The following is a 26,018-nucleotide window of genomic DNA, read 5'->3' as shown; positions in this document are numbered from 1 at the left end:
GAAAATGAGGACTCCTCGATGAATCGGCGTCCCATGCCGCGAGCGTTCACGCTGATCGAGTTACTGGTGGTGATCGCGGTGATCGCCGTCCTGATCGCCCTCTTGCTCCCGGCCGTTCAGGCCGCCCGTGAGTTCGCGAGGCGGGCTCAGTGCGCCAACAATCTGAAGCAGATCGGTCTGGCGATCCACAACTATCACGACGTCAACAGTGTGTTCCCGATGAGCACGACCTCGGCCGAGGCGGCCCCGGACGGCCGCTGCCGGAACGGCCTCTTCAGCTGGCACGCGTCAATCCTGCCGCACCTCGGCCAGCAGGCGATCTTCAACGCGACCAACTTCTGGATCGGCAACGCCGACGATTGCGCGAGCCCCGACGTCGTGATGTACGGGGCGACGATCGGCGCGTCCCACCCGAACGGGACGGTCGCCCGAACGTCGCTCGCCGCGTATCTTTGCCCGTCCGAGTCGCATCGAATCGCGGCCACGATGGGGGCCTCTCGCCCGGCGTCCCAGAGCTACTCGGGGAACGCCGGCTGGACTCCCGACACCTCAGGGCCTGCGACCGGCCGGCGGATGGGGCGGCACAACGGCTTCATTGGGCTGGTAGACCCGGTCGGCCTCGCGAGCTGGCACGTCGGCCCGATCGCGGCGGCGTCGGTCTCCGACGGCCTGAGCCACACCGCCGCCGTGGCCGAGCGGCGCCTCCCTCGCGCCACGGATCCAAACGACGTCGAGGCGATGTACGGCGAGCCGGAGTCGACCCGCTCGTACTGCGCAGGGGGCTCCGGCTCGTCTCGGACCCTTCACGCCTGGCGGCGGTACTGCGAGACGGTCAGCTTCCCGGACCCGGCCTGGACGGTCTTCCCCGGACGGGCCTGGATCTCAGGATGGGGCCACGCCGGGGGGACTTACATGCAGGTCATGCCCGTCAATTCCCGGAGCTGCCACATCTACGGCGGCGAGGGGGACGGCAACATCCTGATCACGCCCGGCAGCCTTCATCACGGCGGCCTGAACGTCCTGTTCGGCGACGGCGGAGTGCGATTCCTCAGGAATTCGATCGCCCTACCGGTCTGGTGGGCCCTCGGCAGTCGCGATGGTGGGGAGGTGGTCGGCGGCGATGCCTACTGAACGATGGATGACGGCCGCCGGGATGGGCCTGGTGGCCTTCGCCCTGATGCTCTCCGGCTGCTCCCCACGGACGGCGGCGAGCCTCGAACTCGTGGGGCGAGACGTCCGTTCCCGAGTCCCCGAACAACTTGCGGCGCTCCTCCCCGACGACGTGGTCCTCTGCCTGGACGAGGAACGACAGGATGGGGAGTACCGGCTCTGGATCCTGCGGGGCCCTGGCCGGGAGCGTCTACGGTTTCCGGCCTCGCTTCGAGGCCTGGAGTCTCACCGGAGGCCGACCTCGGCGCTGACGAACCTCCTCGCGGCGCGGCTCCCCTCGCTGACGGCGAGGAGCCCTTCCGAATCCCACTGCCGGTTCACGCACTGGCGCCTGCCCGACGGCGCGGAGATCCAGATCCGCGAAGTGGTCCTGGAGGCAGAATGGTTCGCCAGTGTGGAACGCGTGGCGATGTGAGCTGCGCGTGCACTTGAAGGCTTCCGAGGCCGACGTCCCGACGATCGGCGCTCAGGCCGCTTTAGATTCATCCCCCATTGAAAGAGGAACAGGAAAATGAAACTCGCCTTCTTCAAAACGACCTCCGCGACCGTATTTCTGGTCGCCGTCGCGGCTGCTTCCGCTCAGGCCGCGGACTTCACGAACCTTTACAGAGCGGGCCACGCCGACCTCGCCGTCGGCTATGGGGTGACGGAGGGATTGCACCTTTTCTATGAGCTGTCGAGCACCGCGGTTGTGAATGGCTCGCCGGTCGGCGGCGGCGCTTCGGCATCCCCGTCCGATCTCTCGGTCATCGTCCCCGAGTCCGTTCTGACGATCGGACACACGTCGCTCCCCGCACCCTTCGCGGGGAACGCGCTCTACGTGCTCGCCCAGACCAGCGCCGGGGCCGGAACACGACCGTTCCTCGGCTTCGGGGCCGAGGAGATCGACCCCGGGGTCTTCGTTGGGGACGCCCTGACGTTCACGTTGACGGATTTCTTCAGCAGCACGGGCGGCCAGTTCGTCCTCTTCTCGAACGGCTCGCAGGCGAATCCGTCGATCAATACGGCGGACGGCCTGTCTGCTTCCGACTTCGTCGACCTCTACGCCGGCGGACACGACCACTTCAATCTCGGGTTCACGGCGGCAGGGATCTACGACCTGACGTTCTCGGCCGCGGGCGTTCTCGTCGGCGGCGGATCCGCGACCGCTTCGGGGGTCTTCCGATTCGTGGTGGGCGACGCGCCTGTCACCCCGACCGTCCCTGAGCCCGGCTCGCTGATGATGGCCGGGCTCGCCATGACCGCCGGCGGCCTGGTCGCCGCTCGACGCCGACGCGCTCATCGCCTTTCGTAACGCGTTCGAAACGCTTCTCGGCCCCGATCCGCCTGTGATCGGGGCCGAGAAGAGTCAACCGACAGGGCAACGCGCTTCATCGAGACGTGCGTGAAAAGCGCCTGGCCTCGACGCATCCATCTCCTTCGATCGTTTCACTGGGACGCCCCGCTTGCTGAATCGCGGCGTGGTTCCTTACCGCGTGAGAGAGAACCGCGGCAGATCGTCGGAGTTCGCGACGAGTTGCGATGCCAGGTCGACGCCCCGGATGAACGAGAACTCGGACATCAGCCTGGCGAGTCGCCGCCGCCCTCGGCCGATCCCGTGATACGTGCGAAATCGGCTCGCTCCGCCCAATGGGAGCGAGGGCTGCCCGGGGTCGAATTCCCAGGGGTGGAAGTACATCATGGAGGCCCGGCATCGGTGGTCCCGACGCGAGAGCGAAAGCGCCAGCCTGGTGACGGGGTAGGGGAGGAGTCGGAAATACCCACCGCCGCCGACGGGGATGTTGAGCCGTCCCATCCGCAGCGTCGCGGGTGGGATCTCCAGGATCTCGCGTTCCACTCCCCGGACCACGAACGGGTGCTGGGGGGCGTCCGGCACGCCGTAACGGTCATGACGGATCGGGTAGATCGAGGAATCATAGGACATGCCGGCTTCCGCCAGCACGTCGATCGCCCAGGCCGTCCTCCGCACGATGCTGAACGTCGGCGCGCGGTAACCCACCACCCGTGAACCCGAGGCTTGCTCCAGGGCATCTTTGCTGCGGCGGATATCCTCCCAGAACATCGGCCGATCCATGGTGAGGATCCGCCGGTGGTCCCAGCCATGGCAGGCCACCTCGTGACCGGCGTCGGCGATCGAGCGCACTAATTTCGGGTTGGACTCGGCGATTTGTCCCAACACGAAGAAGGTGGCGAGAATCTCCCGCTCGTGAAGCTGTTCAAGAATCCATTCCGTGACCAGCCTCATTCGCTCCCGATAATCGCCCTGAAGTTTCAGGTCGACATCGATGCCGGAGGCGGCCTCGATGCGGTAATGCTCCTCCACATCGAAGCTTAAAGTCATCAATGGCGCTGAAACGTCGCTATGCGAGTGCATTGGCTTGACCCACCTGAACCATCCATCCAACGACTGATTGGTCGACCTCAATGCTCTCGTGGAGTTCATCGAGCCTGTCTTTCGTGCGTGCAGTTGAAAGCAACTCCACGCCCCCCTGAGCTTCTCGAAGGCTTTGACCCGGGCTAGCCCAACGACGAGGTGAAGGCCACTTTCGTCGAGTCTGAACGCTCCGGCGTGGTCAGATTGATGGAGACGTCGACTGCGAGAGGGCGTGAGTCAACGGTGCGAGCCCCCCAGGAGGACCGGCCTCCTGCATCGACGACCCCCTTCGACCTACGAACTCAGCGGCCCGGGGTTTCCACAACCATACGATGCGGAGCGCCGGATTCGGCTGGAGTAGTTAGGAGGTCGATCAAGATGAGTCGCTGAGTCTGTAGCAGATGGGTTGCGATGGCGATGTGATGCTGCCACCGTCCAGCCGCCGCCGACTGGCGATCGAGGGGGCGTGTGACGGAGCAGAGCAAGCCGCCCAGGCCGATTGACGGAATCCGAGTCGCGATCGAGACGCCTGGGGCTGGCTTCACCTGAGCCTGGACCGCTTCGATCCCGCCCAGACCTGACCGGTGATCCCCGCGTGATCGGCAAGGCCCGGTTCATCCCCGGATCCACGCCACGTCGTTCGAGAAGCAAGACCTCACCGCGGCTTGGATGGCGAAGTCGACGATCCATCGGGCTCTCATCCTCCGCCCGGCCGACTCGGATCGTGTTATGCGGCCTTCGATTTCGCGGATTCGAGGTTCTCGAAATGCTCAATCATCGCCGTCATCGGCCGGTTGATCGCTGAGCCGTGCATGCCTCGCCTCCAACACGGCCCGGCGAATTCCACTGCTTTTAAGCCCTGGTACGCCATCTCGCGGATGATTCGGCTGCTGTTTCGAGCAAGAAATTGCATTGCTTTGTTTGGCTTGTTGGTTGCAAGGAGGCTCGCGGAGGTCGTGAGCAGAGCCCGTCCCGCGCCGTGGGCTCCGATTCGCAACCGTCGTCGTCGAGAGTCGTGTCGCCTACGGGCTGGAAATCCCCCTCCCGAGCCGTAGCGCCGAGGATCGGCTGCGGGGAGAGGCCCCGATCGCGGGAAGCCGCGTGTCATGTAGTACGTCAACATATATGCAAGCGCTGTTGCGCGTTGAAGTCGTTTTCGGCAAGCTTCCGACCGATGGAAGGAGAGCAGGTCCCTGTCCGAGGCCGCCGGACGTCGTTTTTAAGCATATCTGCCATCATACACAGCTGAAGGCATATGGATTCTTTCGGTTTTCTCCGCGGCGAACCTTGTCAGGGCGGTGCGCAGTCGGATATGCTTCGGAGTCGGAAGAGCAACCGAAAGCCGCGATCTACATTTCCTCGCCTGAATCGATCCGTGATGAGTCCCATCGCCATATGTGGCATGGCGCTCAGCACGCACCCAAGAACCCTTGCATAAAACATACGATGAACGTTCGAGTCGCCGCGGCTTTGCGGGGATTCGTGCACGATTCCCCAATTCCGCCGATCTCCAAGATTTCCATGCATGGAATTTCTGAGGGAGTTCGCTTCTGTATGCAAAACTCTCCCAGGCCCTCCAGGAAGCTTGAGCGGATGGAGTACCGACCTTTGATCCCGAGCGCTTTGACACGCACCACCCGTCGTACTACCGTTCCATTCAGACGTCTGAATGTAGCGAGTATATTGGAGATGTGATGGAGGCGTCCCGTCGTCGCGGGCGGTGATCGTTGAAAGACCTGAAACCCGGCCGTTCCAGCCGGAGCCGTCACGCGAGGTGGGGGCGAGTCGGGGACTCGAAGTGGTTTCCGCGCGGAGTCGAGTTGGATCCAGGGTCCGGCCTCGGCGACGCAAGGGAAGGTCATCTTGAAGGGGACGTCGAGATTCTCGACCCGATCAGGAGCGGAGAAGTGGGATAGATCGCCTCGCAGCCTCTCCAACGCGGGAGAGGCGACTTCGGACCGCGCAATCCTCGTTGATGCGCGAGGACGTCGATCGTCCACCAGGAACATCCTCATGCCGGCGGCACGGTTTGGTTAGCGGCCAGCGTCAGCCTCGCCGCCCATCCGGGCCGCCCATCCAGACTGAGTTCAAGGCCTGCTGCGCGACCCCCGCGGAGGGGACGTGCAAGGACGACCATCGGTGGCGTCCGACTTTTGACGTCTCGCAAGGCTCCGTCGAGGGACGACGGCGGTCGGTGAAGAGATCCAGGGCTGGCGTTGGTCTGCCAGCCGAATTTTCAGTGGTGAAATGTGGCCTCGACGCCGAGGGCGGTTGAGGTTGGGGATCGCGGTCGCCGGTCGTGGGCGTCGCGCTAACCGCCATCGATGGGCCGCCGTGATGGAATCAGGAAACGACACGCAACAAGCTCGGGCTCGTCCTGCGCCCGTCTCAAGCCCTTAGCGGTCCTCGCGGTTCTCCGGCGACGGTGCCGGGAGGCGAGTGATGTCACGCCGATGCGCCATTCGGTTCGATTGCCACGATGGATCGAGCTCGGCGTCCAACCCTTTTCGCCTTGCTTCCTCTTTCTCTCCAACGAAGTCCATTTTCGGTCGCTTGCATCGGCTGGGCGACGTCAGCCCGACCTTGGTTCTTCTTCTCCACACGGAGTTCTTCCTCAATGAGTCGTCCTCAGAGTGGGTCTCGCATCCAGACGAATCCGGTCTCGAAGCTCTCTGCAGATCGTAGGTCGCGACGTCAGCGGATGACCAAGATCTCGATCGAAGCTCTTGAAGAGCGAAGCCTTATGGCCGTCGGCCTGGTGGCCGCTTACAGCTTCGACGATCGCAGCAGTTCCTCCGTCCTTGATATCTCCGGGCAGGGGAACGACGGCGAGATCGTCAATGCAAACAGGACCTTCCTGGGCAAGTACGGTTCCTCGATGTTCTTCAACGGTAAGGACGCGCAGATCACCGTCCCGGACTCGGCTTCTTTGAAGCTGAGCTCTGGTATGACGCTGGAGGCCTGGGTCCTGCCGACGACTGTGAACAGCGCCTGGCAGGATGTCATCTACAAGGGATCGAACGGCAACAATAGCTATTATCTTCAGGCCACGACCAGTTCTAACGCGAAACCGATGGGCGGGGCGACTGTAGGTGGCTCGGCGCGTAACGCCTATGGCGCCAAGCCTATATCGCTCTACTCCTGGTCGCACCTGGCGGTGACCTTTGATGGGGCGGCCACGCGGTTCTACGTCAACGGCGCGCAAGTCGCGACGACGGCGGGATCCGGGACCATCAAGGCGACCGACGGCGCGCTGCAGATCGGCGGAGATAGCTACTGGGGTCGATACTTCAACGGCTTGATCGACGAGGTCCGGATTTACGATACGGCCCTGACTCAGTCGCAGATCAAGAAGGACATGGCCACTCCGATCGGCAAAACGCCGCCGATCCTCACCGACCAGACGGCCCCGACGGTGACGTCGAGGACGCCGGGCACGGGTTCCTCGGGGGTGGCGGCCGGCTCGAAGGTGTCCGCCACGTTCAGCGAGGCGGTCCAGGCCGGGACGATCTCGTTCGCGCTGAAGTCGGCCTCGGGGGCCACGGTGGCGGCGACGGTCGCCTACGACGCGGCGAGCCGCACGGCCACGCTGACGCCGAGCTCGGCCCTGTCGGGCTCGACGACCTACACGGCCACGCTCTCCGGGGCGAAGGACGCCGCCGGCAACCTGATGGCCGCGACCTCCTGGTCCTTCACAACCGCGGCCGTCGACAAGACGGCTCCGACGGTGACGTCGAGGACGCCGGGCACGGGTTCCTCGGGGGTGGCGGCCGGCTCGAAGGTGTCCGCCACGTTCAGCGAGGCGGTCCAGGCCGGGACGATCTCGTTCGCGCTGAAGTCGGCCTCGGGGGCCACGGTGGCGGCGACGGTCGCCTACGACGCGGCGAGCCGCACGGCCACGCTGACGCCGAGCTCGGCCCTGTCGGGCTCGACGACCTACACGGCCACGCTCTCCGGGGCGAAGGACGCCGCCGGCAACCTGATGGCCGCGACCTCCTGGTCCTTCACCACCGCGGCCGTCGACAAGACGGCTCCGACGGTGACGTCGAGGACGCCGGGCACGGGTTCCTCGGGGGTGGCGGCCGGCTCGAAGGTGTCCGCCACGTTCAGCGAGGCGGTCCAGGCCGGGACGATCTCGTTCGCGCTGAAGTCGGCCTCGGGGGCCACGGTGGCGGCGACGGTCGCCTACGACGCGGCGAGCCGCACGGCCACGCTGACGCCGAGCTCGGCCCTGTCGGGCTCGACGACCTACACGGCCACGCTCTCCGGGGCGAAGGACGCCGCCGGCAACCTGATGGCCGCGACCTCCTGGTCCTTCACCACCGCGACGATCCTCACCGACCAGACGGCCCCGACGGTGACGTCGAGGACGCCGGGCACGGGTTCCTCGGGGGTGGCGGCCGGCTCGAAGGTGTCCGCCACGTTCAGCGAGGCGGTCCAGGCCGGGACGATCTCGTTCGCGCTGAAGTCGGCCTCGGGGGCCACGGTGGCGGCGACGGTCGCCTACGACGCGGCGAGCCGCACGGCCACGCTGACGCCGAGCTCGGCCCTGTCGGGCTCGACGACCTACACGGCCACGCTCTCCGGGGCGAAGGACGCCGCCGGCAACCTGATGGCCGCGACCTCCTGGTCCTTCACCACCGCGGCCGTCGTCGCGCCGACGCCGTCGACGGGAAAGAGCATCACTTTCCAGGATTACGACGGTCTGACGTCAGCGCCTCTGAACCCGCTCGGCGGGGGCAGGCTGTACCCGGAGCAGGGGGCGCCCAATAGTTCAGGCGAGGGGGGGTACGGTACCCTTAGCATCAACAGCAGCGACTCCGTGAGTGGGTCGAGCCTGCTCAACCACATGACCTCCGGTCGCCTCTACCTGGCCTGGTGGAACAACGACGGCGGGCAGTGGAACTTCGCCCGCGAGACTAAGTCCGACAAGGCGGCCTGGGAATTCAACACCTACAACCGCATGGTCATGTGGGTCAAGATGCCGGAACTGTCCCAGGAGTACCTGACCAACGGCAACATGAACGTCGAGCTTGGCACCTATACCAAGCGGATCACGAATGAAGATCCCTACTCCCAGGAGACGGGCGGGGGGCATTTCTACCACCAGCTCAACATACCTTCGCTGGGCGCGTGGACGCAGGTCGTCATCAACATGTATCCCGACCACTCTCGCGGCGTTTCGGGAGACCCCGGATCCCAGCAGTACCCGACGGTGAAGGGGGGAGATCCGGCGAACACTTATAACTACTTCGACACGCTGACCTCGTTCTACCTCGATATGCCGTACGCGGACCCGAAGCGCCTGCCTGCGGACTATCTGGTGGATAACATCGAGTTCATGACCGTCCCCTACCAGGAGAACGACCAGCAGGTCAAGTCCCTGACCGGCACGTACGTTCCGGGGAGCAACCGCGTCGTGGTGACCTGGAACAACGGATGGGGGGATGCCAGCATCCACGAGGTGCGGTACTCCTTCAGTGATATCCACAAGTCCGGCTGGGACGCTGCGACTCCCGCACCCGGGGGATCGATCCCCAGGAACTACTCGGAGTACGCTGGACGAGTCTTCGATTCCAGCGCCTTGCCGCTCGCCGGGCATTCGATGGTCTACATTGCGATCAAGCCGCAGAATTCCGACCTCTTCACGCAGATCGCGATCCCGATCTCCTCGTTCGGAAAGGCGAGCACGGCATCGATCGCCGGCCTGATGGACGGTACTAGCAATCTCTCGACCCTCAGCGGTTCGACTTCGGCTCAACAGGACGCGACCGTTCAGCAGCCGATCATGGCATTCACCAATGCCGATCTCGCTTCGAACGCCGGCGATTCGGGAGGGACGGCCTTCGCGTCATCCGCCGCAACCATCACCACCAAGACCTCGGCCATCCCTCGAGGCCCGGCCCAGAGTGGTCGATTCGTTCGGCAGGCGGTCAACCAGGAAGTCTCTCAGGAGTCGAGCATCACGCCGCGGCGGCTGATCAACGATCAGACCGGCGCCACGAGCAGTAGCACCATCCGGAGCTGAACCGACGAGGCTCGGATGCTCATCCCGATGCGGTGAACCGGAAGGCGAGCGGACACGAACGACGTGTCCGCTCGCCTCTTTTCATTTTCGAGCCGAATCAGGGGAGGCACGTAGTTGAGCTCGATCGCCGCGCCGGCCGCTCGGAGCCTGTCACCGCCTCGGTCTCGTCGTGCAAGCGCGTGAAAAATGTTCCGGCCGGGCCCGAGATCAGGCGGAGGAAGTCAGGCGTTGAGAAATCGATCGACGAGAGCGCGGAGGTGCTGAACCCCGATTCGGTTCCCCACTTCAAGGGACTCGCCGAGCCGAATCGGCGCTGGAGTTCGCCTCCCTCGCGCGCGGGCGGCCCGAGGATTGTCGCGTCAAGGGAACTTCGATCTGGGCGAAAAGCTTCGAGTTTTCCGGCTTGATGGCAATGTAGACGACCGATTTCTGCTTCAGTGGCAGGGAAGACGTGTTGTAAACCATCCCAAAGCCTTTGTCGGATGGAAAGATGATACCTCGAGGACAGAGCGTTGCAGAATTCCATCCGATCTGATGGATGTTTTGGAACGAGTATCGTAACACGTGCCTCACCGAGTCTTCGGCCTTCGCACGATTCCACGTCACGATGAGGCGGTCGGCCGCGGGGATATAGGTCGCGGTCAAGGCCCGGACCTGATCCTCGTTCTCCTCGTAAGGCTCGTGATAGAACTCGATGTCGTCGATCCTGAAATCGGCCGGATAAGAGGTCGGGGCGATATAGGGCTCGCTGATGTAGAATCGAGTGAGGCAGTCGAAATAGTTGTATTTCCCCTCGCCGGTCGGATGCGCCTGGCTTCCCCGGTCGACATGTCCATCATCGCCTCGACGGTGGTCAGGGTTCATGTTTATGATGACTTGGGTCCAGGATCCCGTCGCCGGCGCGTTCACCTGGTGATAGAAGTGGCCCCCTCCCGTTTCGTCCGAGTACTTGTCGGGGTTCGCAATCGTCTTGACGTAGGTTCCGAATTCGATGTTGTATCCCGCGTCCTTCCTCATGAACGGATGATTCGTCGGCAGCCTGATCCAGAAGCGAAGTCTATTGTACGTGTCGTATCGCCAGGCCGCTGGGTTCGAGGTGTAGTCACGTGCGAATTCACGAGTTACCGATTGATAGGGATTGAACTGCAAATAGAGCTTGCCCTTGGTCAGCCGCAAGAGCAGGCTCTTTCCCGCGATCGAGTTTCTGCCGTCGAGGCTCAGCGTTCCCTCCCCCCCCTCGTCGCGTCCTGGGTTATAGGCTCCCTGATTGGGGTATTGATCCCCCGCTTTGTTCCGTGGCACGTCCTCGCCGTCGTAGGAGGCGAGAATCATCTTCTCCACGGTCTTCGGTTCTTGGGCCGCAACGGCGAGACCGAAGGTGAGGATCAAACCCGCGAGGGCGCCGATCAATCGCGCCGAGTGTGTGACAGGCATGTCGCTGCCTCCAGGACGGCTCAGGAAACAAGGAGGAAGGTCGGCCGCGATGCGTCGATGTCATCGCCTGCTCTCGATCGAAGCTTGCGCATTCTGTATTCTTGGCGTCGTCCCGACCCAGCTCTTCGCCGACGGAGCTCGTGGCGTCCGAGTGGCTGTCGACGCGGGCCGATCGGGCTCCTCCCTGGCCCGCCCTTGCGGAGGAAGGCGTTCTGGATGCGGTCCAGCGTCCCGTTCGACGGCCACTCGTCGAAGTATCTCCTGACCGTGTTCCGCGGAGGGAAGCCTTCGGGCGGAGATCGCCGCTGGCAGCCGGCGGGGCGCATGTAGAGGATCGCGTCGAGGACCTCGCGGACGTCGGTCTTTCGGGGCCGCCCGCCGGGATACACGGGGATGAACGGCCCGAGCAGGTGCTCTTGCCCATCAGTGACGTCGCTCCGGAAGGTGGAATTCGCACCCCCCTACGCTGCTCGGCGCCCCCTCCGGGCTACTTGCGGGACGGTCGCTCGAACCTCGATCGTCGGGTTCCCAGGAGGCTCGAAGCTCTCTCAAGCGTGTTCCAGAATATCAGCGATCCTTCGGGAAGCTCGACCATCCCAAAATTCGGGGATCTTCCGAGGGGATTTAGGGCGTCGAAAAACGTCCATCGCCGTCGCGACGATGTGATCGGGATCGAGGCCGACGAGCTGGTTCGTCCCTTCCGAGATTGTGGCCGGTCGTTCCGTGCTCGTCCTCAACGTGAGGCAGGGGACGCCGAGCACCGTGGTCTCCTCCTGAATCCCGCCCGAATCGGTCATGACGAATCGGGCGTTCGAAAGCAGCTTCAGAAAGTCCAGGTATCCCAGCGGATCGACCAGACGCAGGCCGTCGCCGGATCCCGCTGTCCCGTGGGGACCGCCTCCACGTAGGATCGCCGCCGTTCTTGGGTGGACGGGGAAGACCACCGGCAACTCTTTGGATATCCTGCCGACCGCCGCCATGAGTCCGCTCAGGACCGTCGGATCGTCCACGCTCGCCGGGCGGTGGAGGGTCAGCACGGCGTAATCGGATCCTTGCAATTCAAGACCTTGAAGGATCTTGGAGCGCTCGCTGGTCGCACGATGCTGCTCAAGCGTGTCGATCATGACGTTGCCGACGAAGTGGATCCGTTCTTCAGGAATTCCATCACGTCGCAGATTCTCCAATCCGCTCCGTTCGCTGACGAACAGCCAGGTCGAGATCGCGTCGGTGAGGATCCGGTTGATCTCCTCGGGCATGGTCCGATCGAAACTGCGAAGCCCCGCTTCGACGTGGGCCACCGGGATGTTCATCTTCGCGGCGGTCAAGGTGCAGGCCAGCGTCGAATTCACGTCTCCCACGACGACGACCGCGTCGGGCGTCTCGGACTGCAAGATCGGCTCGAAACGCTTCATGACTTCCGCCGTCTGGACGGCGTGGCTGGCGGATCCTACCCCCAGATCGACGTCGGGCCGGGGGATCTCCAACTCTTCGAAGAAGAGTCGGCTCATCCGTTCGTCGTAGTGCTGTCCGGTGTGCACCAACCGGACGTCGAATGCGTCCCGCCCTCGCAATTCCTTCATCAGAGGGGCGATCTTGATGAAGTTGGGGCGTGCGCCCGCGACCAGCACGATTTTCATGGGACTGTTTCTCAATGACGAAGAGGGACTCAGAGCAGCCGTGAAACGGCTACAGGGCGACCCCGTGCCGAGAGCACCAACTCAGCAGGACGTAGAGCGCGAACGGGTGCTGCATGTTGATCCGACGCGAGCCTTCGAGGAAATCCGACCAGACTCCCCGAACCCGATCCGGACGCAAGCCGAGGCCGCCGGCGACGTCGGAGTCGCGTAAGGTCTGATCCAGTTGAGGCTTGAGCGAACCTCGCATCCAGACTTCATAAGGGATGACGAATCCCTGCTTGCGGCGACGGACGACCTCCGCAGGGAGATCCGACCCCATCGCCTGGACCAGCAATCGCTTGGGCGATCCCGGCGCCATCTTCGATCGGCCCGACAAGGGGGCCGCAAACTCGACCAGGCGATGATCGAGCAGGGGGAGTCGGACCTCCAGGCCGTGGACCATACTGTAGACGTCCGTGTCCCGGAGCAGAGAATTGCGGAGATAGAAGCCGAGTTCGAGTTGAGACACCTGATTCAACGGATCATCAGCGAGCTCTCCGGGTGGAACCGCCGACTCGATATGCCGCGCCGCCGGGATCATCTCTTCCGGTCGGTCGAGCAGACGGCTCCTGACGTCGTCCCAGAACACGCCGCGCGCCAGCGCGTAAGTCTCGTAGACATCCACCGGGCTCAGCAACAGGCTGGCCGCCTTCTGAGTCGAGACCCGCGCCGGGGCCAGGGTCTGGAGCGTGCGTCCCATCAGTCTCCGGAGGGGTCGCGGGACGGCCGCGAACCCAAGAACCCTGGGAATGAGGCGAAAGTTGTCGTAGCCGCCGAACAATTCGTCGCCTCCATGGCCGCAGAGCGCCACGGTCAGGCCCGCCTCCCGCGCCAGCCGACAAACCGTGTACGTGTTGACGCCGTCGATGCTGGGCTGGTCGCAAGCGGCGAGCGCGTCGTCGAATCCCGACAGCAGATCATCCGAGGTGATGGGCTGCGTTTGGTGATCAGTCTTGAATCGGGCGGCGACCTGCTCGGCGAAGGGACCTTCCCCGTAGCCGCGTTCCGTGAAATGTAAGGTAAGCGTTCGAACGGAACGATGATTCGCCTGCGCGAGCGCGGCGACGATCGCGCTGGAATCAATGCCCCCCGACAGGAAGACCGCGAGAGGGACGTCGCTGAGGAGGCGGCATTCGACCGCTTCGTCGAAGATGCTGCGAAATTCGCCCTGGAGGTCTCGAGATCTCGAGTCGGTCCCTGTACTCGACGAGGATGTCGAATAGGGAGGCGACCAGTATCGTCGGATCTCCCGAATGCCATCCACCGGTGAGACGCGCATCCAGCAGCCTGCGGGGAGAAGTCGAATGTCCTTGATGATCGTCAACGGCTCGGGGACGGTGCCGAAGGCCAGGTAGCCGTCCAGTCCGTCTCGATCCAGCTTGCGCGGCACGAGGCCCGACTCGAGAATCGCCCGAAGCTCGCTGGCGAAGAGGAATCGTGACCCGGTCTTCGCATAGTACAGGGGTTTGACTCCGAGCCGGTCGCGGCAGAGGAACAGCTCTTGTTCGATAGGGTCCCAGATCGCGAATGCGAACATACCCCGGAATCGTTCGACGCAATCCCGGCCCCAGCGTCCGTAAGCGGCGAGCAGGGTTTCCGTGTCGCAAGTGGAGCGAAATTCCACGCCGAGTTCTTTGCGGATCGCCAGGTGGTTGTAGATCTCCCCGTTATAGACGACACGGCGATCGGATCCGGGATCCCGCATGGGCTGGTGCCCGGCGGGGCTCAGATCCAGGATCGCGAGCCGCGTGTGGCCGAGCGCGAGCCCCACGCCGGGACTCCCCGTGGGGAGCATTTCCATCCCCATGTCGTCAGGGCCGCGATGCCGCTGGGCGGTCACCATATTCTGGAGCTGGCCCAGGGCGACGTCAGGACCGAGGATTCCCGCGATTCCACACATAATTCTTTGATCACCCGGTTCCTGGTGAGACGTCATCGAGGTTTGGAATGATTCCCTGACGGGATGCGCTCGGAGGCGATCGCGCGATCACGACCACCCGTTCTCTCCTGGAAAAAGTGGAGCGTCCGACGGGCCGCTTCGTCCCACGAGTAACCCGCGCCGAATCCAGCAATCGCTTCACGGTCCCAGGCCGTTTCCACCGCCGCCGCCAGCGCCCGCTCGAGTTCCTCGTGCCGGCCTATCGGCACGATGTACCCCCGATGCGGGGGAGAGACGAGGAACTCGTTGTCGCCCGCCGGCGTGGTGACGACGGGAAGTCCGCAGGCCATCGCCTCGAGGACGGCGTTGCAGCATCCCTCGTCATAGGTGGGGAGTGCGAAGACGTCGGCGGCTCGCAGCCAGGTCGCGATCTTCTCGGGAGGTTGGGATCCCGCGAGCAGGACTGCACCGGCGACCCCGAGTTCGTCGATGCTCGACCGAAGCCTCGCCGGGTACCCCGGTTCATGCGCGCCTCCGCCCAATAGGACCAACTTCCAGCGAGCGTCCTTCGCCCGCAAGCCGGCGAGGGCTTCGACCAGGTGATGCTGGCCTTTGCCGGCGACGAGCATTCCTACGCAGACGATCAGTCGATCCTCCGGTTCGATACCCAATACCCTTCGGGCCTCGTCGCGGTCACCCGGGCGAAACGTCCGTCGGTCGACGGCGTTCGGGATCATTTCAATTCTCTCAGGCGGAACTCCGACATCTACGGCGAGCTTCTTCAAGGATTCGGAGACGCAAATGATGCCGGTGCAATTTCGCAGGGCCCATCGAAGCTGCTCGCCGCGCCATCGCAAGGGAAGAATCTGCCGTTCCAGGCCCCTCATCGTGATAAACACGGGACGGCCCAGCGCGATCGAGGCCCGAACGCACCCGACACCTTCCGGATAGCCGAAGTGGGCGTCGATCGCGTCGATCGGGCCTTCTCGCTCGACCTCACGAATCGCCGTCACCACGGACCTCTTCACCCATCGGCTGTCCAGCCCCTTGAGCACTCCTGGAAGATAGAACATCTTGCGATGCTCCACACAAAGCCCGCCCTGATCTCGCACCAACGGAGATTGCCCCGCCTTCCATGGTCGTAGCGCGGGGAACCACGGGGTTGTGTGAATGACGTTGACGTTGGCGATGCGCGAGAGGGCCGCGAGACGTCGCTGTATGAACAAGCCCCTATGAGGATTCCAGGGAGCTGGATACTCGGTCGTGACGCTGGCGATGCGCATCCTAGGCTAACCTCTCGCAGAATTCCTGCCCCGACTCGCCTCGCCGTTGCCGTGCAAGCGGATAAATTCCATGTTACGCGGCTCCATCTGAGGACGAAGTACGCGTTTTCGCGAAACTTGCCGAAACAGGTCGAGTTTTGCGACAACGCCCGCCGGCCAGCCCGCGGTAGATTTCGAGATATCGCTCGGCTGATCGTGTGAAATCATGATGCTCTTCGACGAACCGCCGCGCCGCATCCCCCATCGTGCAGCGCCTCTCCGGCTCGTTCAGCAGCAAACCCACAACCTCGGCGATTGCGTCAGGATCCTGGGGTGGTACCAAGAACCCCGTACCGCCCTCCTTGACCAGTTCGCTGTTCCCACCAACTCTCGTCGCGACAACGGGCAGGCCGCACGCCATCGCCTCGAGAATAGCGTAGCTCAATCCTTCGGAGAGCGAGGTGAGAATGAAGGTGTCACAGCAAGGCAGAATGGTTTCCACATCCCGGCGCTGACCTAGAAATCGAATCCACGGAAGGATTTGCAGCGACTCGGCCAGACGCTGGAGGTCTTCTCGACAAGACCCTTCACCGATGATCAGGAGGACGGGTTCGGGCCGACGGTCTCGCACGGCCGCGTCGACGACGAGCCGCCACGCCCTCAGCAGGGTCGATTGATCCTTTACAGGACGAAGTCCGGCGACCTGAACGACGAGGTTCACGTCCCTGTCGATTCCTAACTCCTGGCGAAGAGGGGATTCGTGCCCTCGTATCCGTGGCAGCGGTTGGAAACGCTCGAGATCGACCCCGTTGGGGATGACTTGCACGGCGGACTCGGGGATCCCGCTCAGCAAACAAACCATGCGGCGACTTGCCTCGCCCACGGCCGTGACGGCGTTCCCAAGTCGGGCGGCCGTTCGTGATTTCCAGCAACCGGTCGCTGCGAGCTCCTCGAGAGGTCGTTCGACGCCGTGAAACGTCTGCAAGCAGGAAATGCCGACCATTCGCGACGCGAGGCTGGCGTCAAGCCAGGCGAATTGATTGTTACAATGCAAGACGTCGATCCGATGTCGGCGCGCGAGCAGCGCGAGACGGCTAGCGAAGCCGATCAGCTTCGTCGGTCCCGGCTTGAGGACGTGCATCTCCGGGCGCGATTCCAGGGAGTTGATAAGGCGGACGTCGTCGGAAAGGCTTATCACCGAATGGTCGCACACCTTGGATGTCGCCCGAATGAGGGCCCAGACCCCGGCGGCGATGCCTCCCGCGCCGAAACAGTCGACGATGTGAGCGACGCGGAGAATCGCATCGCCTGAGGTGGGAAGAGATTCGCGATCAATATTCAATGTCATGGCGAAGTTTTTCAATCTGAGGCCGGTTGATCTCGTCGGCGCGAACATCTTGGCCGAATCCTCTTCATAGCTGGACGAGACGGAGCTGCAGGTGCGTCGGGGCTTGGAAGCTGGCCCCGCCCCACTCCCGGGGCTCGATCGACTATTCGGATCACGTGGCAAACGAACCCAACGGCCGCCTTCGTCAGCTGGCGACGAAATAATGTCGTGGTGCAGAGCGATTGAAGGATTCGAGCATGTTCGTATTAGGGCCGGGACGCCTGCGCGGATCTAATTGCGTCCTGGTGACGCAACCGAACAAGTACGATTGTAAATGCGATGAACCAATAGGCGGGGTCGACGTCATGATCGGACTGGGTGAGCCCGCCGCAGATCCATCCGTAGAGACCGACTTCGAGACCTGTCGCCAGGAGAGAGATTCGATCCAGGCTTCGTTTGTCTCCGCCCTTCCTGAGCCGCCTCAGATAGTAGAGCGATCCACCGAAAGCATAGGACCAGATCAAAAAGCCCGGAATTCCGGTCTCGCAAGCGATGGTGAAATAGGAGTTATGCGCCGACCTCCGTCCCTGTGTAAGCGCCTCACGCGGGAGATATTTCGGACTGACTGATGGATAGTTGCGATAACCGACACCAAACGGGTAGTCCGCAAGAATTCGCTGGCTTGCTGAACGTAGCAGGATTCGACTATTCGCCGACTCTTCACGGGTGGGATCGGTGATCGTGCTCATCCGCTGCCAGTAGTCTCCGGACGTCAATCGAAATGCAAACAAACCGCCACCGATTGCGAAGACGAGCAATAATCGAATCGCATGTTTTTTCGGCACCGCCAGCAAGATCAGTCCCGACTCGACGAGCATGGCAAGAAAGTAGGTTCGCTGATTCGTCGTGACGATGGAGCTTAGCACGAATGGTAGACTGAGCCAGCAGAGGAGGCGCTCGAATCGAGTCCCCATCATACTTAGGAGGACCAAGCTTGGGAAAAACAGCACCATGACCGAGCCGTGCATGTCCGGAAGCATCCCGGCTTCCGACCTGGCGATGCTCGGTGGAACGTAACCGAGGCGAACTCCGAAGGTATGGAGGAACGCCGCGTGTGCTATGCCGATCAGGCAGGCGGTGATAACATAAGAATAATGCTTCTCATTGCGTATTGATCGGACCAGCAAAGTGACCAGCACGACCGTCTTCGCTAGCTCGGTGATCGCGGTGATCGTATCTTCCGGGCTGACCTGCGCCCAGAGAGCACTGAGCGCACCGAGGGCTACGAAAGCCCAGAGCGCCTTGAGCAACGAGCCCTCATTTCGAGCAGCAGGCAAGGCTCGCGGACTATGGACAAGGTAGCTCGTGATGAGGACCAGGGTCGTGATGAGCTGGAACCGGACATCGAAGTCGATGAACACGACCGGGTTCAACAGATAAGCTTCTAGACACCCGATCACGGCGGCTACGGGATTCCCCAGCCCGGCGACTACTCCAATCGCCAACAGGATCAAGTAGAATCCGATGCGGACCATAAAATACCCTGTTCGAGTGGACCGGAATCCATCGTACGCGGATCACGCGGATCAATCCGGCCGTTTTCCGGGTGCCGCCTCGACGATATCGGACAGGCTCGTCCGGCCGCGCACCAACCGGGATTCGCGTTCCCGGAGGACGTCCTCCAGCACGTCGACCAGAAACCCGACCTGTTCGGATCGGTGGAATCGATTCTTCGCCGGCCGTTCCTCGTCGCGGTTCACGCCGTCTCCAGCTAGTGCTCTAGCGTCGAGGTCGACGATCGCCGCAGCGATCTGTTCGGCGTCTTCGGGGTCGCAAATCGCGCCCAGGATCCCCCCCTCCGACATGACGTCGGCGATCGCGCTATTCTGAGGCGCCAGGGCCAGAATGGGTCGATCGACCCCAAGGTATTCATATAACTTGGCCGGCACCTGGAGGTCCGAGCCCTCGCCCCCGATGCCGACCAGCAACTGGATGTCGGAGCCGCGCAACTCTTCCAGAGCCCGGAGGTGGGGGATCGCCCCTTGAACGACGACTTGGTCCTGGATCCCGAATTCGGCGGCGATCGATCCCAAATCCCGACCTTCGTACGTCGGGGTTCCAAACAGTTGCAGGACCGGCTCCCGAGTCGTCGAGCGTCGATCACGGAGCAACCGGATCGCCTCGAAAATCGGATGAGGACGCCGGGGACCGTAAAATTGGCCTGCATGGGTGATGACGAGATGGTCTGGTCCGACAGGACGCCTCGCGGACAAATTCTCGTAGACCTCGGGGTCGAATCCGTTATAGATCGTCGTGAACCGTCCGGCCGCCTCTGGGTAGCGAGTCTCGAAGTCGGTTTGCATGCGCCGGGTGTTGCAGATGATCCGATCAGCGTTTCTCACCACGCGCGACTCAAGCCAGGCGTCGAAGCGATCAATCGATTGATAGGGCAACCTGCGGAAAGGGTTTGATCGCCACGGATCTCGGAAGTCGGCGATCCAGGGACGCCCCGTCAACTTCTTGGCGGACATCGCGATGAGGTGAGCCGTCCAAAAGGGCGCTGACGAATATATCGCACGTCCTTGATGGCGACGGAGGGCGCGAAGAGCCGCAATTAGGCCGATGGGAAGCCAGCCGATCGCTTTGTCGGGCGTCTGCATCCACCAACTCGCCTGATCGATCCAACGCCGGAAACGAGAGGACTTTCGGACTGGTGGATCCTCCTTTGACGTTTCCTGGCTTTGACCGTCGAGCGGACCGCGGTCGCGCATCCGAAAAAGAGAGTATGCGGCCGACGCCCAACCGAGGAGTTCGGGTGCCGCGGTACGATACACGGAGAGATCGAGCGGAAGACCTTCGAGGAGCGAAGGATCCCGCCCTTCCTCGGGATCAGCCTTGATCGTCACTACGACCGGATTCCACCCGAATCTCCCGAGGTGGCGGACGATCGCCCTTGTCCGATGACCGCCCGTAGCCGATGACGGGGGGAAATGATAGGCAATGCAGATCAGTGAAGGTTTCGTCACCTGCAGCCACCTTGAAGAGGAGCGGTTCTCGATCGCGACCGCCCACGCCACCGGGAAACCGATGAAGGAAGTCGAAACTGTTCGCAGCTCAATACCTGACCTCAAGCCGTCGATCTTCATACCTGCAGGGCGCGAAGCGGACCGCAATCATACCAACAACGACTCGGGATCCGGTCCCGCCTGATGTCCAGGTGATCGTGGCGTCGTGGTCGCTGCACTCGAATCATAGGTCACCGAGTTGGAGCGGAGGGCATTTCCGGCGGTAACCGTTCACGCCCCGGCGGGGATGAGCGAGGGTGGGCCGCTGCCTGAGCGGTGGGCTTCGACCGCTTCAACGAGGAAGTCGAGCAGGTCGCGGGATTGGCGGCGGCAGGATTCGACGGCGGTGAGGATCCGTTCAACGAACCGGCTGCCGCGAACCGGCTGCCGCCCTCCGAGTCGGCGCCGAAGCTCGTCTTGCGCCAGCAGACGGCCTGACGCAGCCCCCGTTCGGCGTCGTTGTTCGTCGGCTCGACGCCCTCGACCGTCGCGAACGTCCAGAGCGACGGCTCGATCTTGAGGGCCTCGCGGCAGCTCGCCGCCGTCTTCTCGGCGTCCCACTTCACGCCGGCTTCCAGCAGGTCCCGAACTTCGCGTCGCAGCCACGGCAGGGTCTCGGCCGCGAACGCGGGCCGCGAGGACTCGCCGACGCGGACCTTCGACCAGGCGTCGAACAGGACGCCGGAATGCATGAGCAACTCCTCGCCGATCGCCGAGCCGGCGTCGTCGTGGTCGACCATCGCCCGGAAATCGCGGATCGGGTGGGCCCGGCAGGCCTGGCGTCGCTCGGCCGCCAGGTGCGCGTAGGCCGAGTACCGGTCCGACGTCACCACCCCCGGCGGCGACCGGCCCATCAGCTCGGCGAAGGCGTCGCAGCTGCGGCTCGCCGCGACCAGGAAGGCGGCCAGCCTCGTGGTCGCGGCGGTCCAGAGCCAGCCTCGCTCGCGGCCTTGCGGCCAGCTCGTCTCGTCGACGTTGGCGTCGAGTCCGCGGATATGCTCGAGGACCTCGGCGTGGATCGGGGCCGGGGCCTCGGCCGTGCGACGCTCCAGTTCGAAGACCGACGTCGGGCCGATCGGCAGGCCGTAGAGCCCCTTCATCGCGCGGGCGACGCGTCGCTTGCTCAGCCGGTTCTCGCCCGCGAGCGCCGCGCAGACGGCCTGCGTCTGTGGCCCGTAGCCGACCCCGGCCCTGTCCGGCGGGGCGCCGCAGGTCGACGCCCCGCATCGCGGGCACGTCAGCCCATGCAGGCGATGCTCGACGACGTGCGGCCGAACGGCGGGGACCTCGCAGACCTGGCGGGCGAGCGGCGCGGGGTCGTCGCCGGCGAGGGCCTCGCCGCAGCGTCGGCAGCGGTCGGGCCTCGCGTCGACGACCTCGTCGGCCTCCAGCCGGATGCGGTCGTTGCGCCGACGCCCCGGCTGTCCGCCGCGCCTGCGTCCCGAAGGCTTCCGCGGCGGCGCCGGCTTCAGGTGCGGCGGGTCGCTCGACGGCGGCCGCGACGAGTCCGACGAGTCCTGCTTCAGGCTCGCCTTCAGATCGGCGATCTGGACCTCGAAGGCCGCGATCGCGACCGCCAAGACGGCCTGCGCCTCCGGTGGGGTCACGTCCCAGGTCGCCTGCGGTATGCACCCCGGTCGATTCATGGTTCGAAGATGCTCAAACCACCGGACGCCAGTCAAGTACCGGCCCGTGAACGGCTACCTTCCGACTCGTACCGGCTGAGCCCGAGCGATCCGCCTGACTCAAAGCCGACTTCGATAGCTGACCTTTCAGATTCAGATCGAGGCGGGCAAGCCGGTGCATCGGACCACGGCTCGCTCCCGCTTGGCGCCCGATGAGGTGGTCGACGCGGAGCCGGAGCCCTGCGGCGGCTGCAACGGGGCACGATCCGCAACCAAGGGTTCGTAAACTCCACGAGATAGAGAACCTGCGCCGCAGCCGGGATCCTGCCGTGGCTGCTTGGCAAGGCGTAGACGTTTGAACGAGGCGTGGAGACCGGCTCGCGGAAAAACGACGGCAGCCAGCCACGAGCCTCCTAATACTACTCCGTTAGCTGTCTTGGAGGTTCCGCCGAACGGCAGAACGGGCAGTCGTGCCGGCAGATCGGCACCAGCAGCCCCTGGAGGCCGCGACGGATCGCCGGCACGGTGATCACCGGCCGCGGCCCCCCTTTTTTACCGGCCTGGCCGGCTTCTCTCTTTTCCCTCAGCCGCTCCAACGCCAGGAAGCCGTAGGCCAGCATCACCAGGCAGGCGTGGTGGTGGAATCCCCGCCACGACCGCCCCTCGAAATGGTCCAGGCCCAGCTCCTCCTTCATCTGCTGATATCCCTGCTCCACCAGCCAGCGGCTCCGCCATAGGCTGACGGCCTCGATCCGGCTGGTGTTCGCCGGCACGTTGCTGAAGGCGTACTTCAGCTGGCCGTCGGCCTGCTCCTCGATCAGCGGCCGGATCGGCCCCCGGCCGGCGCATTCGCCTGTCGCCCAGCCCCCGGGCGGCCAGACCCGCAGCCAGGCGAAGCGGCCCCACATCGGCCCCTTGGTCCCCTCGCGCCAGGTCACCTTCCGCCGTGGCGTCCGTGCCGCCAGCTCCTTCAGGCTCACCGGCCGGGGCGACCCCTCGGCCAGCCGGCGGCGTACCCGCGGCCGGCCGTCCCGACCCTCGGCTCCTCCCACTGCGGCTCCGCGGTGAAGACGACCATCTCGTCGGTCACTCCGACGATGTAGTGCAGCTCGCGCTCGGCCAGGCCGTCGCGGAACGGTCCCGAGACGCCGTAGCCGCCGTCGGCGACCACCAGCCCGCCCGGCAGCCCCTTGGCGCGGACGCGGTCGAGCAGCTCCAACGCGATCTGGCCCTTCGTCAGCGATCGCCGCTCGGCCTCGGGCACCTTGGCCTTGCCCAGCCGCTTCGGGTCGACCAGCCAGCCCTCCGGCAGGTAGAGCCGCATGTCGAGCGGGTAGTGGCCCTTCGCGGCGACGTAGTAGACGCTCACGGCGCTCTGGCAGTTGTCCTTCTTGCCCAGCGCCCCGCAGTACTGCCGCTCCACGCCGACGGAATGGCCGCCCTGCTTGGGGAAGGTCGTGTCGTCGACGACGAAGATCGCGGTCGGGTCGGCGAACTTCGCCGCCATCGCGGCCCGGTAGCGTTTGAGCACCGCCTGTTCGTCCCAGGTGCTCTGGCCGAGGAACTGCTGTAGGGCCTAGGTTCTGTCTGACGGCTCGTAAAGGGTTACGATGGCGGCTTCACCAGGGAGGCCGGGATGTCGCGACGCTACGAGCTGAAGGACGACGAATTCGCCCTGATCGCCGACCTGCTCCCTCCGGCGGGCAGACCGGGCGGTCGGTGGAACGACCACCGCTCCACGCTCGACGGGGTCCTGTGGATCCTGCACACAGGGGCCCAGTGGCGGGAGCTGCCCGAACGTTACGGCAAGTGGAAGAGCGTCTACGACCGCTTCAACCGCTGGGCTCGCGATGGGACGATCGACCGCATCCTGGAGCGGCTCCACCTGCGGCTTGACGCCTCGGGAAGGATCGACTTCGACCTCTGGTGCATCGACGGGACGTCCATCCGGGCCAGCCGCGCGGCCGCCGGGGCCGGGGGGGAAAAGGGGGACGGCCGAGCCCGTCGACCACGCCCTCGGCCGCTCGCGGGGCGGCTTCGGGACGAAGCTGCACCTGGTCGTCGACTCCGGCGGCGTGCCGCTCTCCGCCGTCGTCACGGCGGGCCAGGCCCACGAGTCGAAGTCCCTGGAGCCGGCCCTGGAGGCGGTGCGGATCAAGCGTCCCGGTCGAGGCCGGCCGCGTCGCAGGCCTCGACGCCTGGCCGGCGACAAGGGCTACAGCTAGCGGCGTATCCGCCGCTATCTGCGACGTCGGGGCATCAGGGCCGTGATCCCCACTCGCAAGGATCAGCGGAGAAACCCGAGGTTCGACGCCGAGGCCTACCGCCGCCGCAACATCGTCGAGCGGTGCATCCTCTGGCTGAAGGAGAACCGCCGCCTGGCGACCCGGTTCGAGAAGCTGGCGGTCAATTTCCTGGCGATGGTGAAGCTCGCCATGATCCGCCGTTGCTTCCGACTCCTCGAGCCGTCAGACAGAACTTAGTCGGGGTCGGAGACCTGGCCCTCGGGCAACGGGACGCGGGCGGCCATCGGCTCGACGCTCTTACGGTCGCCGTCCTGGAGCAAGCCGTGGATGTAGACGCCGCACCACTGGGCCTGCCTCGGCCGGTTGAAGTCGTCGCGGAGGTTCGTGGCGTAGGCGGAGAGGCGGTCGAGCACGTCGGGGTCGAGTTCGGGGGTGTAGGTCCGGTTCATACCATCAGTACGAACCGGACCGCTCGGCCGTCCGTATGAGCTAACGGAGTAGCACTAGTGGGTCAAGTGGCATGCCCGTGGCCATAAGGCCTGGGACCGAGTACGATCGGCGCTCTCGCACCAGGGAGGCCGCCATGTCCCGTCTCAAGAAGGACCCGCTCCGCGAGGCGACCGATGCGGAGCGACAGGAGTTGGTCCAACTCAGTCGCTCCCAGGCCGCACCGGCGGCCGAAGTCGCGAGGGCAAAGGCGTTGCTGGCCGTCGCCGCCGGCGACGACTACCAGCAGGCCGCTCGCGCCGCCGGCCGTCGCTCCGGCGACGCCGTCTCGCATCTGGTCGCCCGGTTCAACGCCGAAGGGCTGGCGGCGTTGACGCCTCGCCACGGCGGCGGCCGGCTGCCGACCTACGACGCCGCGGCCCGAAGGCGCACCCTCCGCGAAGCCCGCAGGACGCCGACCCCGGAGGCCGATGGGACGGCGTCCTGGTCCTTGAGCACGCTCCGCGAGGCGTTGCGATCGGCCCCGGACGGGCTCCCCGCCGTCTCGACCTACACCATCCGGAAGGTGCTCCACGAGGCCGGCTACAGCCACCAACGCTCCCGGTCCTGGTGCCCCACCGGTTCGGCCCTGCGGCTCCGCAAGGCGGGGCCCGTCGTGGTCTCCGACCCGGACGCCGAGCCCAAAAAGAGTTGATCGAGGACGCCTACCGCCTGGGCGAGGCGATGGGCCTACCGGTCTGGTGCGCCGACCAGACCGGGCCCTACCAGACGATGCCCCACCCCGGCCGGTCGTGGCGGCCCGAGGGCGATCCGGTGCGGCAGCTGCACGAGTACCTCCGCGGCGGCACGGCCAAGGCCCTGACGCTCTTCCATCCGGCCGACGGCCGGGTCCGCCTGCAAGGGGTGACGTCCTGCCCCAACTCGGTCCTGCACCCCTGGCTCAAGAGGGAGTTGGCCGCAATCCTGGCCGGGTTGCCCGATCCGCCCGGCGAGCCGGTCGCCGGGCGGCGAGCGGCCTGGGATCGCTGGCAGGAGGGGCTCTCGATCAAGCCGACCCTCCTCTCGGAGCTGCCGCCGCTGCGGATACTCCTGGTGCTGGACAACCTCGCCGGGCACAAGACGCCGGAACTGGTGTGCTGGCTGTTCGCCCACGGCGTCATGCCGCTCTACACGCCGGTGGGCGGCTCGTGGTTGGACATGGTCGAGAGCCTGCAGGGCATCCTGAAGAGGCGGGCCCTCGACGGCCGGCATCCCGAGTCGACCGGGCTGATCATCAGCTGGCTTGAGGCGACCGCATCGCACTGGAACTCGTCGCCGACCCCCTTCGTCTGGGGCGGCGAGCGTGCCGCCCGCCGGCGGCGTCAACGAGAACGCCGCCATCGCCTGGGAGGCTCGGGTGCCTGTACACGGCTGCCCCTGCCGAGACGCTGCGGAGCGAGTTATGGACACGCGCAAGCCAAGTGACCCACTAGTGACTGTCCCATA

18 protein-coding genes and 3 pseudogenes are annotated in these 26,018 nt (G+C 64.6%); 8 read left to right on the top strand and 13 right to left on the bottom strand.

The genetic code is table 11. From position 1 onward, the window contains the following. The first annotated feature begins 18 nt into the window (after nucleotides 1-18). From VT85_RS17330 to VT85_RS17320, 3 genes are all read left to right on the top strand, one after another. Nucleotides 19-1,131: a DUF1559 domain-containing protein gene (locus tag VT85_RS17330; RefSeq protein ID WP_082858686.1), complete on the top strand. Its 1,113-nt coding sequence runs from the start codon at nucleotides 19-21 to the stop codon at nucleotides 1,129-1,131. Further along, nucleotides 1,121-1,585 carry a hypothetical protein gene (locus tag VT85_RS17325; protein ID WP_156512922.1) on the top strand — a complete coding sequence of 155 codons (465 nt, stop codon included), beginning with the start codon at nucleotides 1,121-1,123 and terminating at the stop codon, nucleotides 1,583-1,585. Before VT85_RS17330 ends, VT85_RS17325 begins: the two co-directional genes overlap by 11 nt. Before the next feature lie 96 nt (nucleotides 1,586-1,681). Beyond that, entirely contained in the window at nucleotides 1,682-2,464 is a 783-nt protein-coding gene (locus VT85_RS17320; RefSeq protein ID WP_068418035.1) for a choice-of-anchor M domain-containing protein, read from the top strand. 174 nt (nucleotides 2,465-2,638) lie between these two features. On the opposite strand, the gene VT85_RS17315 is transcribed toward VT85_RS17320, so the two are convergent. Beyond that, on the bottom strand, nucleotides 2,639-3,613 hold the full coding sequence (locus tag VT85_RS17315) for an XrtA system polysaccharide deacetylase (protein ID WP_197490831.1): 975 nt from the start codon (nucleotides 3,611-3,613) through the stop codon (nucleotides 2,639-2,641). Between the two features lie 2,632 nt (nucleotides 3,614-6,245). Between VT85_RS17315 and VT85_RS17310 the strand changes: the two genes are divergently transcribed. Next, nucleotides 6,246-9,572: an Ig-like domain-containing protein gene (locus VT85_RS17310; RefSeq protein WP_068418032.1), complete on the top strand. Its 3,327-nt coding sequence runs from the start codon at nucleotides 6,246-6,248 to the stop codon at nucleotides 9,570-9,572. A 285-nt stretch (nucleotides 9,573-9,857) separates the two neighbouring features. Here the strand turns inward: VT85_RS17310 and VT85_RS17305 are convergent, their stop codons facing one another. The 8 genes and pseudogenes from VT85_RS17305 to VT85_RS26880 all read right to left on the bottom strand — a co-directional run bounded on the left by VT85_RS17305 (nucleotide 9,858) and on the right by VT85_RS26880 (nucleotide 20,176). Then, a complete protein-coding gene (locus tag VT85_RS17305; RefSeq protein WP_156512921.1) occupies nucleotides 9,858-11,006 on the bottom strand; it encodes a hypothetical protein in 1,149 nt (382 codons plus the stop codon). 20 nt (nucleotides 11,007-11,026) lie between these two features. Further along, nucleotides 11,027-11,422: pseudogene (locus tag VT85_RS30065) on the bottom strand (transposase); the annotation flags it as partial. A 132-nt stretch (nucleotides 11,423-11,554) separates the two neighbouring features. Next, the gene (gene wecB, locus VT85_RS17300; RefSeq protein WP_068418023.1) at nucleotides 11,555-12,643 is read right to left on the bottom strand and encodes a non-hydrolyzing UDP-N-acetylglucosamine 2-epimerase; all 1,089 of its coding nucleotides are present in this window, start codon (nucleotides 12,641-12,643) and stop codon (nucleotides 11,555-11,557) included. Nucleotides 12,644-12,692: 49 nt separating this feature from the next. Further along, nucleotides 12,693-14,582 carry an asparagine synthase (glutamine-hydrolyzing) gene (asnB, locus tag VT85_RS17295; protein ID WP_068418020.1) on the bottom strand — a complete coding sequence of 630 codons (1,890 nt, stop codon included), beginning with the start codon at nucleotides 14,580-14,582 and terminating at the stop codon, nucleotides 12,693-12,695. A gap of 32 nt (nucleotides 14,583-14,614) precedes the next feature. Next, nucleotides 14,615-15,844 carry a glycosyltransferase gene (locus VT85_RS17290; RefSeq protein WP_082858682.1) on the bottom strand — a complete coding sequence of 410 codons (1,230 nt, stop codon included), beginning with the start codon at nucleotides 15,842-15,844 and terminating at the stop codon, nucleotides 14,615-14,617. A gap of 73 nt (nucleotides 15,845-15,917) precedes the next feature. Continuing rightward, the gene (locus tag VT85_RS26885; RefSeq protein WP_082858681.1) at nucleotides 15,918-17,219 is read right to left on the bottom strand and encodes a glycosyltransferase family 4 protein; all 1,302 of its coding nucleotides are present in this window, start codon (nucleotides 17,217-17,219) and stop codon (nucleotides 15,918-15,920) included. 197 nt (nucleotides 17,220-17,416) lie between these two features. Continuing rightward, nucleotides 17,417-18,664 carry an O-antigen ligase family protein gene (locus VT85_RS17280; protein ID WP_197490829.1) on the bottom strand — a complete coding sequence of 416 codons (1,248 nt, stop codon included), beginning with the start codon at nucleotides 18,662-18,664 and terminating at the stop codon, nucleotides 17,417-17,419. 72 nt (nucleotides 18,665-18,736) lie between these two features. Continuing rightward, nucleotides 18,737-20,176: a glycosyltransferase gene (locus tag VT85_RS26880; RefSeq protein ID WP_255377015.1), complete on the bottom strand. Its 1,440-nt coding sequence runs from the start codon at nucleotides 20,174-20,176 to the stop codon at nucleotides 18,737-18,739. Here VT85_RS26880 and VT85_RS29305 point away from each other — a divergent pair. After that, on the top strand, nucleotides 20,151-20,360 hold the full coding sequence (locus VT85_RS29305) for a hypothetical protein (protein WP_231871402.1): 210 nt from the start codon (nucleotides 20,151-20,153) through the stop codon (nucleotides 20,358-20,360). The genes VT85_RS26880 and VT85_RS29305 overlap by 26 nt on opposite strands. An 86-nt stretch (nucleotides 20,361-20,446) precedes the next feature. Here VT85_RS29305 and tnpC read toward each other — a convergent pair. From tnpC to VT85_RS17260, 3 genes and pseudogenes are all read right to left on the bottom strand, one after another. Beyond that, a pseudogene (tnpC, locus tag VT85_RS17270) lies at nucleotides 20,447-21,861 on the bottom strand (IS66 family transposase). 398 nt (nucleotides 21,862-22,259) lie between these two features. After that, nucleotides 22,260-22,820 (bottom strand): transposase, encoded by a 561-nt coding sequence (locus VT85_RS17265; RefSeq protein WP_156512920.1) that lies wholly within the window; start codon nucleotides 22,818-22,820, stop codon nucleotides 22,260-22,262. Next, nucleotides 22,817-23,371: a transposase gene (locus tag VT85_RS17260; protein ID WP_068418000.1), complete on the bottom strand. Its 555-nt coding sequence runs from the start codon at nucleotides 23,369-23,371 to the stop codon at nucleotides 22,817-22,819. Before VT85_RS17260 ends, VT85_RS17265 begins: the two co-directional genes overlap by 4 nt. A gap of 105 nt (nucleotides 23,372-23,476) precedes the next feature. Here VT85_RS17260 and VT85_RS26875 point away from each other — a divergent pair. Then, nucleotides 23,477-24,323 (top strand): annotated as a pseudogene (locus VT85_RS26875) (IS5 family transposase). On the opposite strand, the gene VT85_RS17250 reads toward VT85_RS26875, so the two are convergent. Beyond that, on the bottom strand, nucleotides 24,320-24,535 hold the full coding sequence (locus tag VT85_RS17250; RefSeq protein WP_068417994.1) for a transposase: 216 nt from the start codon (nucleotides 24,533-24,535) through the stop codon (nucleotides 24,320-24,322). The pseudogene VT85_RS26875 and the gene VT85_RS17250 overlap by 4 nt on opposite strands. A 134-nt stretch (nucleotides 24,536-24,669) precedes the next feature. Here VT85_RS17250 and VT85_RS17245 point away from each other — a divergent pair, with 134 nt between their 5' ends. Further along, on the top strand, nucleotides 24,670-25,227 hold the full coding sequence (locus tag VT85_RS17245; RefSeq protein WP_068417986.1) for a helix-turn-helix domain-containing protein: 558 nt from the start codon (nucleotides 24,670-24,672) through the stop codon (nucleotides 25,225-25,227). Further along, a complete protein-coding gene (locus VT85_RS17240; RefSeq protein WP_068417982.1) occupies nucleotides 25,224-25,997 on the top strand; it encodes a transposase in 774 nt (257 codons plus the stop codon). The genes VT85_RS17245 and VT85_RS17240 overlap by 4 nt, the downstream gene beginning before the upstream one ends. Nucleotides 25,998-26,018 lie beyond the last annotated feature (21 nt).

The sequence above is a fragment of the Planctomyces sp. SH-PL62 genome (assembly GCF_001610895.1).
Lineage (GTDB): Bacteria > Planctomycetota > Planctomycetia > Isosphaerales > Isosphaeraceae > Paludisphaera.
The sequence above is the reverse complement of the archived record's forward strand: the minus strand, read 5'-3'. Positions and strand labels throughout refer to the sequence as shown.

Excerpts from the sequence above, each read along its gene's own strand:
- VT85_RS17330 (WP_082858686.1), top strand. The coding sequence starts at position 19 with ATGAATCGGCGTCCCATGCCGCGAGCGTTCACGCTGATCGAGTTACTG.
- VT85_RS17315 (WP_197490831.1), bottom strand. The coding sequence starts at position 3,613 with ATGAACTCCACGAGAGCATTGAGGTCGACCAATCAGTCGTTGGATGGA.
- VT85_RS29305 (WP_231871402.1), top strand. The coding sequence starts at position 20,151 with ATGCAGATCAGTGAAGGTTTCGTCACCTGCAGCCACCTTGAAGAGGAG.
- VT85_RS17245 (WP_068417986.1), top strand. The coding sequence starts at position 24,670 with ATGTCCCGTCTCAAGAAGGACCCGCTCCGCGAGGCGACCGATGCGGAG.
- VT85_RS17320 (WP_068418035.1), top strand. The coding sequence starts at position 1,682 with ATGAAACTCGCCTTCTTCAAAACGACCTCCGCGACCGTATTTCTGGTC.
- wecB (WP_068418023.1), bottom strand. The coding sequence starts at position 12,643 with ATGAAAATCGTGCTGGTCGCGGGCGCACGCCCCAACTTCATCAAGATC.
- VT85_RS17325 (WP_156512922.1), top strand. The coding sequence starts at position 1,121 with ATGCCTACTGAACGATGGATGACGGCCGCCGGGATGGGCCTGGTGGCC.
- VT85_RS17250 (WP_068417994.1), bottom strand. The coding sequence starts at position 24,535 with ATGAACCGGACCTACACCCCCGAACTCGACCCCGACGTGCTCGACCGC.
- VT85_RS17305 (WP_156512921.1), bottom strand. The coding sequence starts at position 11,006 with ATGCCTGTCACACACTCGGCGCGATTGATCGGCGCCCTCGCGGGTTTG.
- VT85_RS17290 (WP_082858682.1), bottom strand. The coding sequence starts at position 15,844 with ATGCGCATCGCCAGCGTCACGACCGAGTATCCAGCTCCCTGGAATCCT.
- VT85_RS26885 (WP_082858681.1), bottom strand. The coding sequence starts at position 17,219 with ATGTTCGCGCCGACGAGATCAACCGGCCTCAGATTGAAAAACTTCGCC.
- VT85_RS17310 (WP_068418032.1), top strand. The coding sequence starts at position 6,246 with ATGACCAAGATCTCGATCGAAGCTCTTGAAGAGCGAAGCCTTATGGCC.
- asnB (WP_068418020.1), bottom strand. The coding sequence starts at position 14,582 with ATGTGTGGAATCGCGGGAATCCTCGGTCCTGACGTCGCCCTGGGCCAG.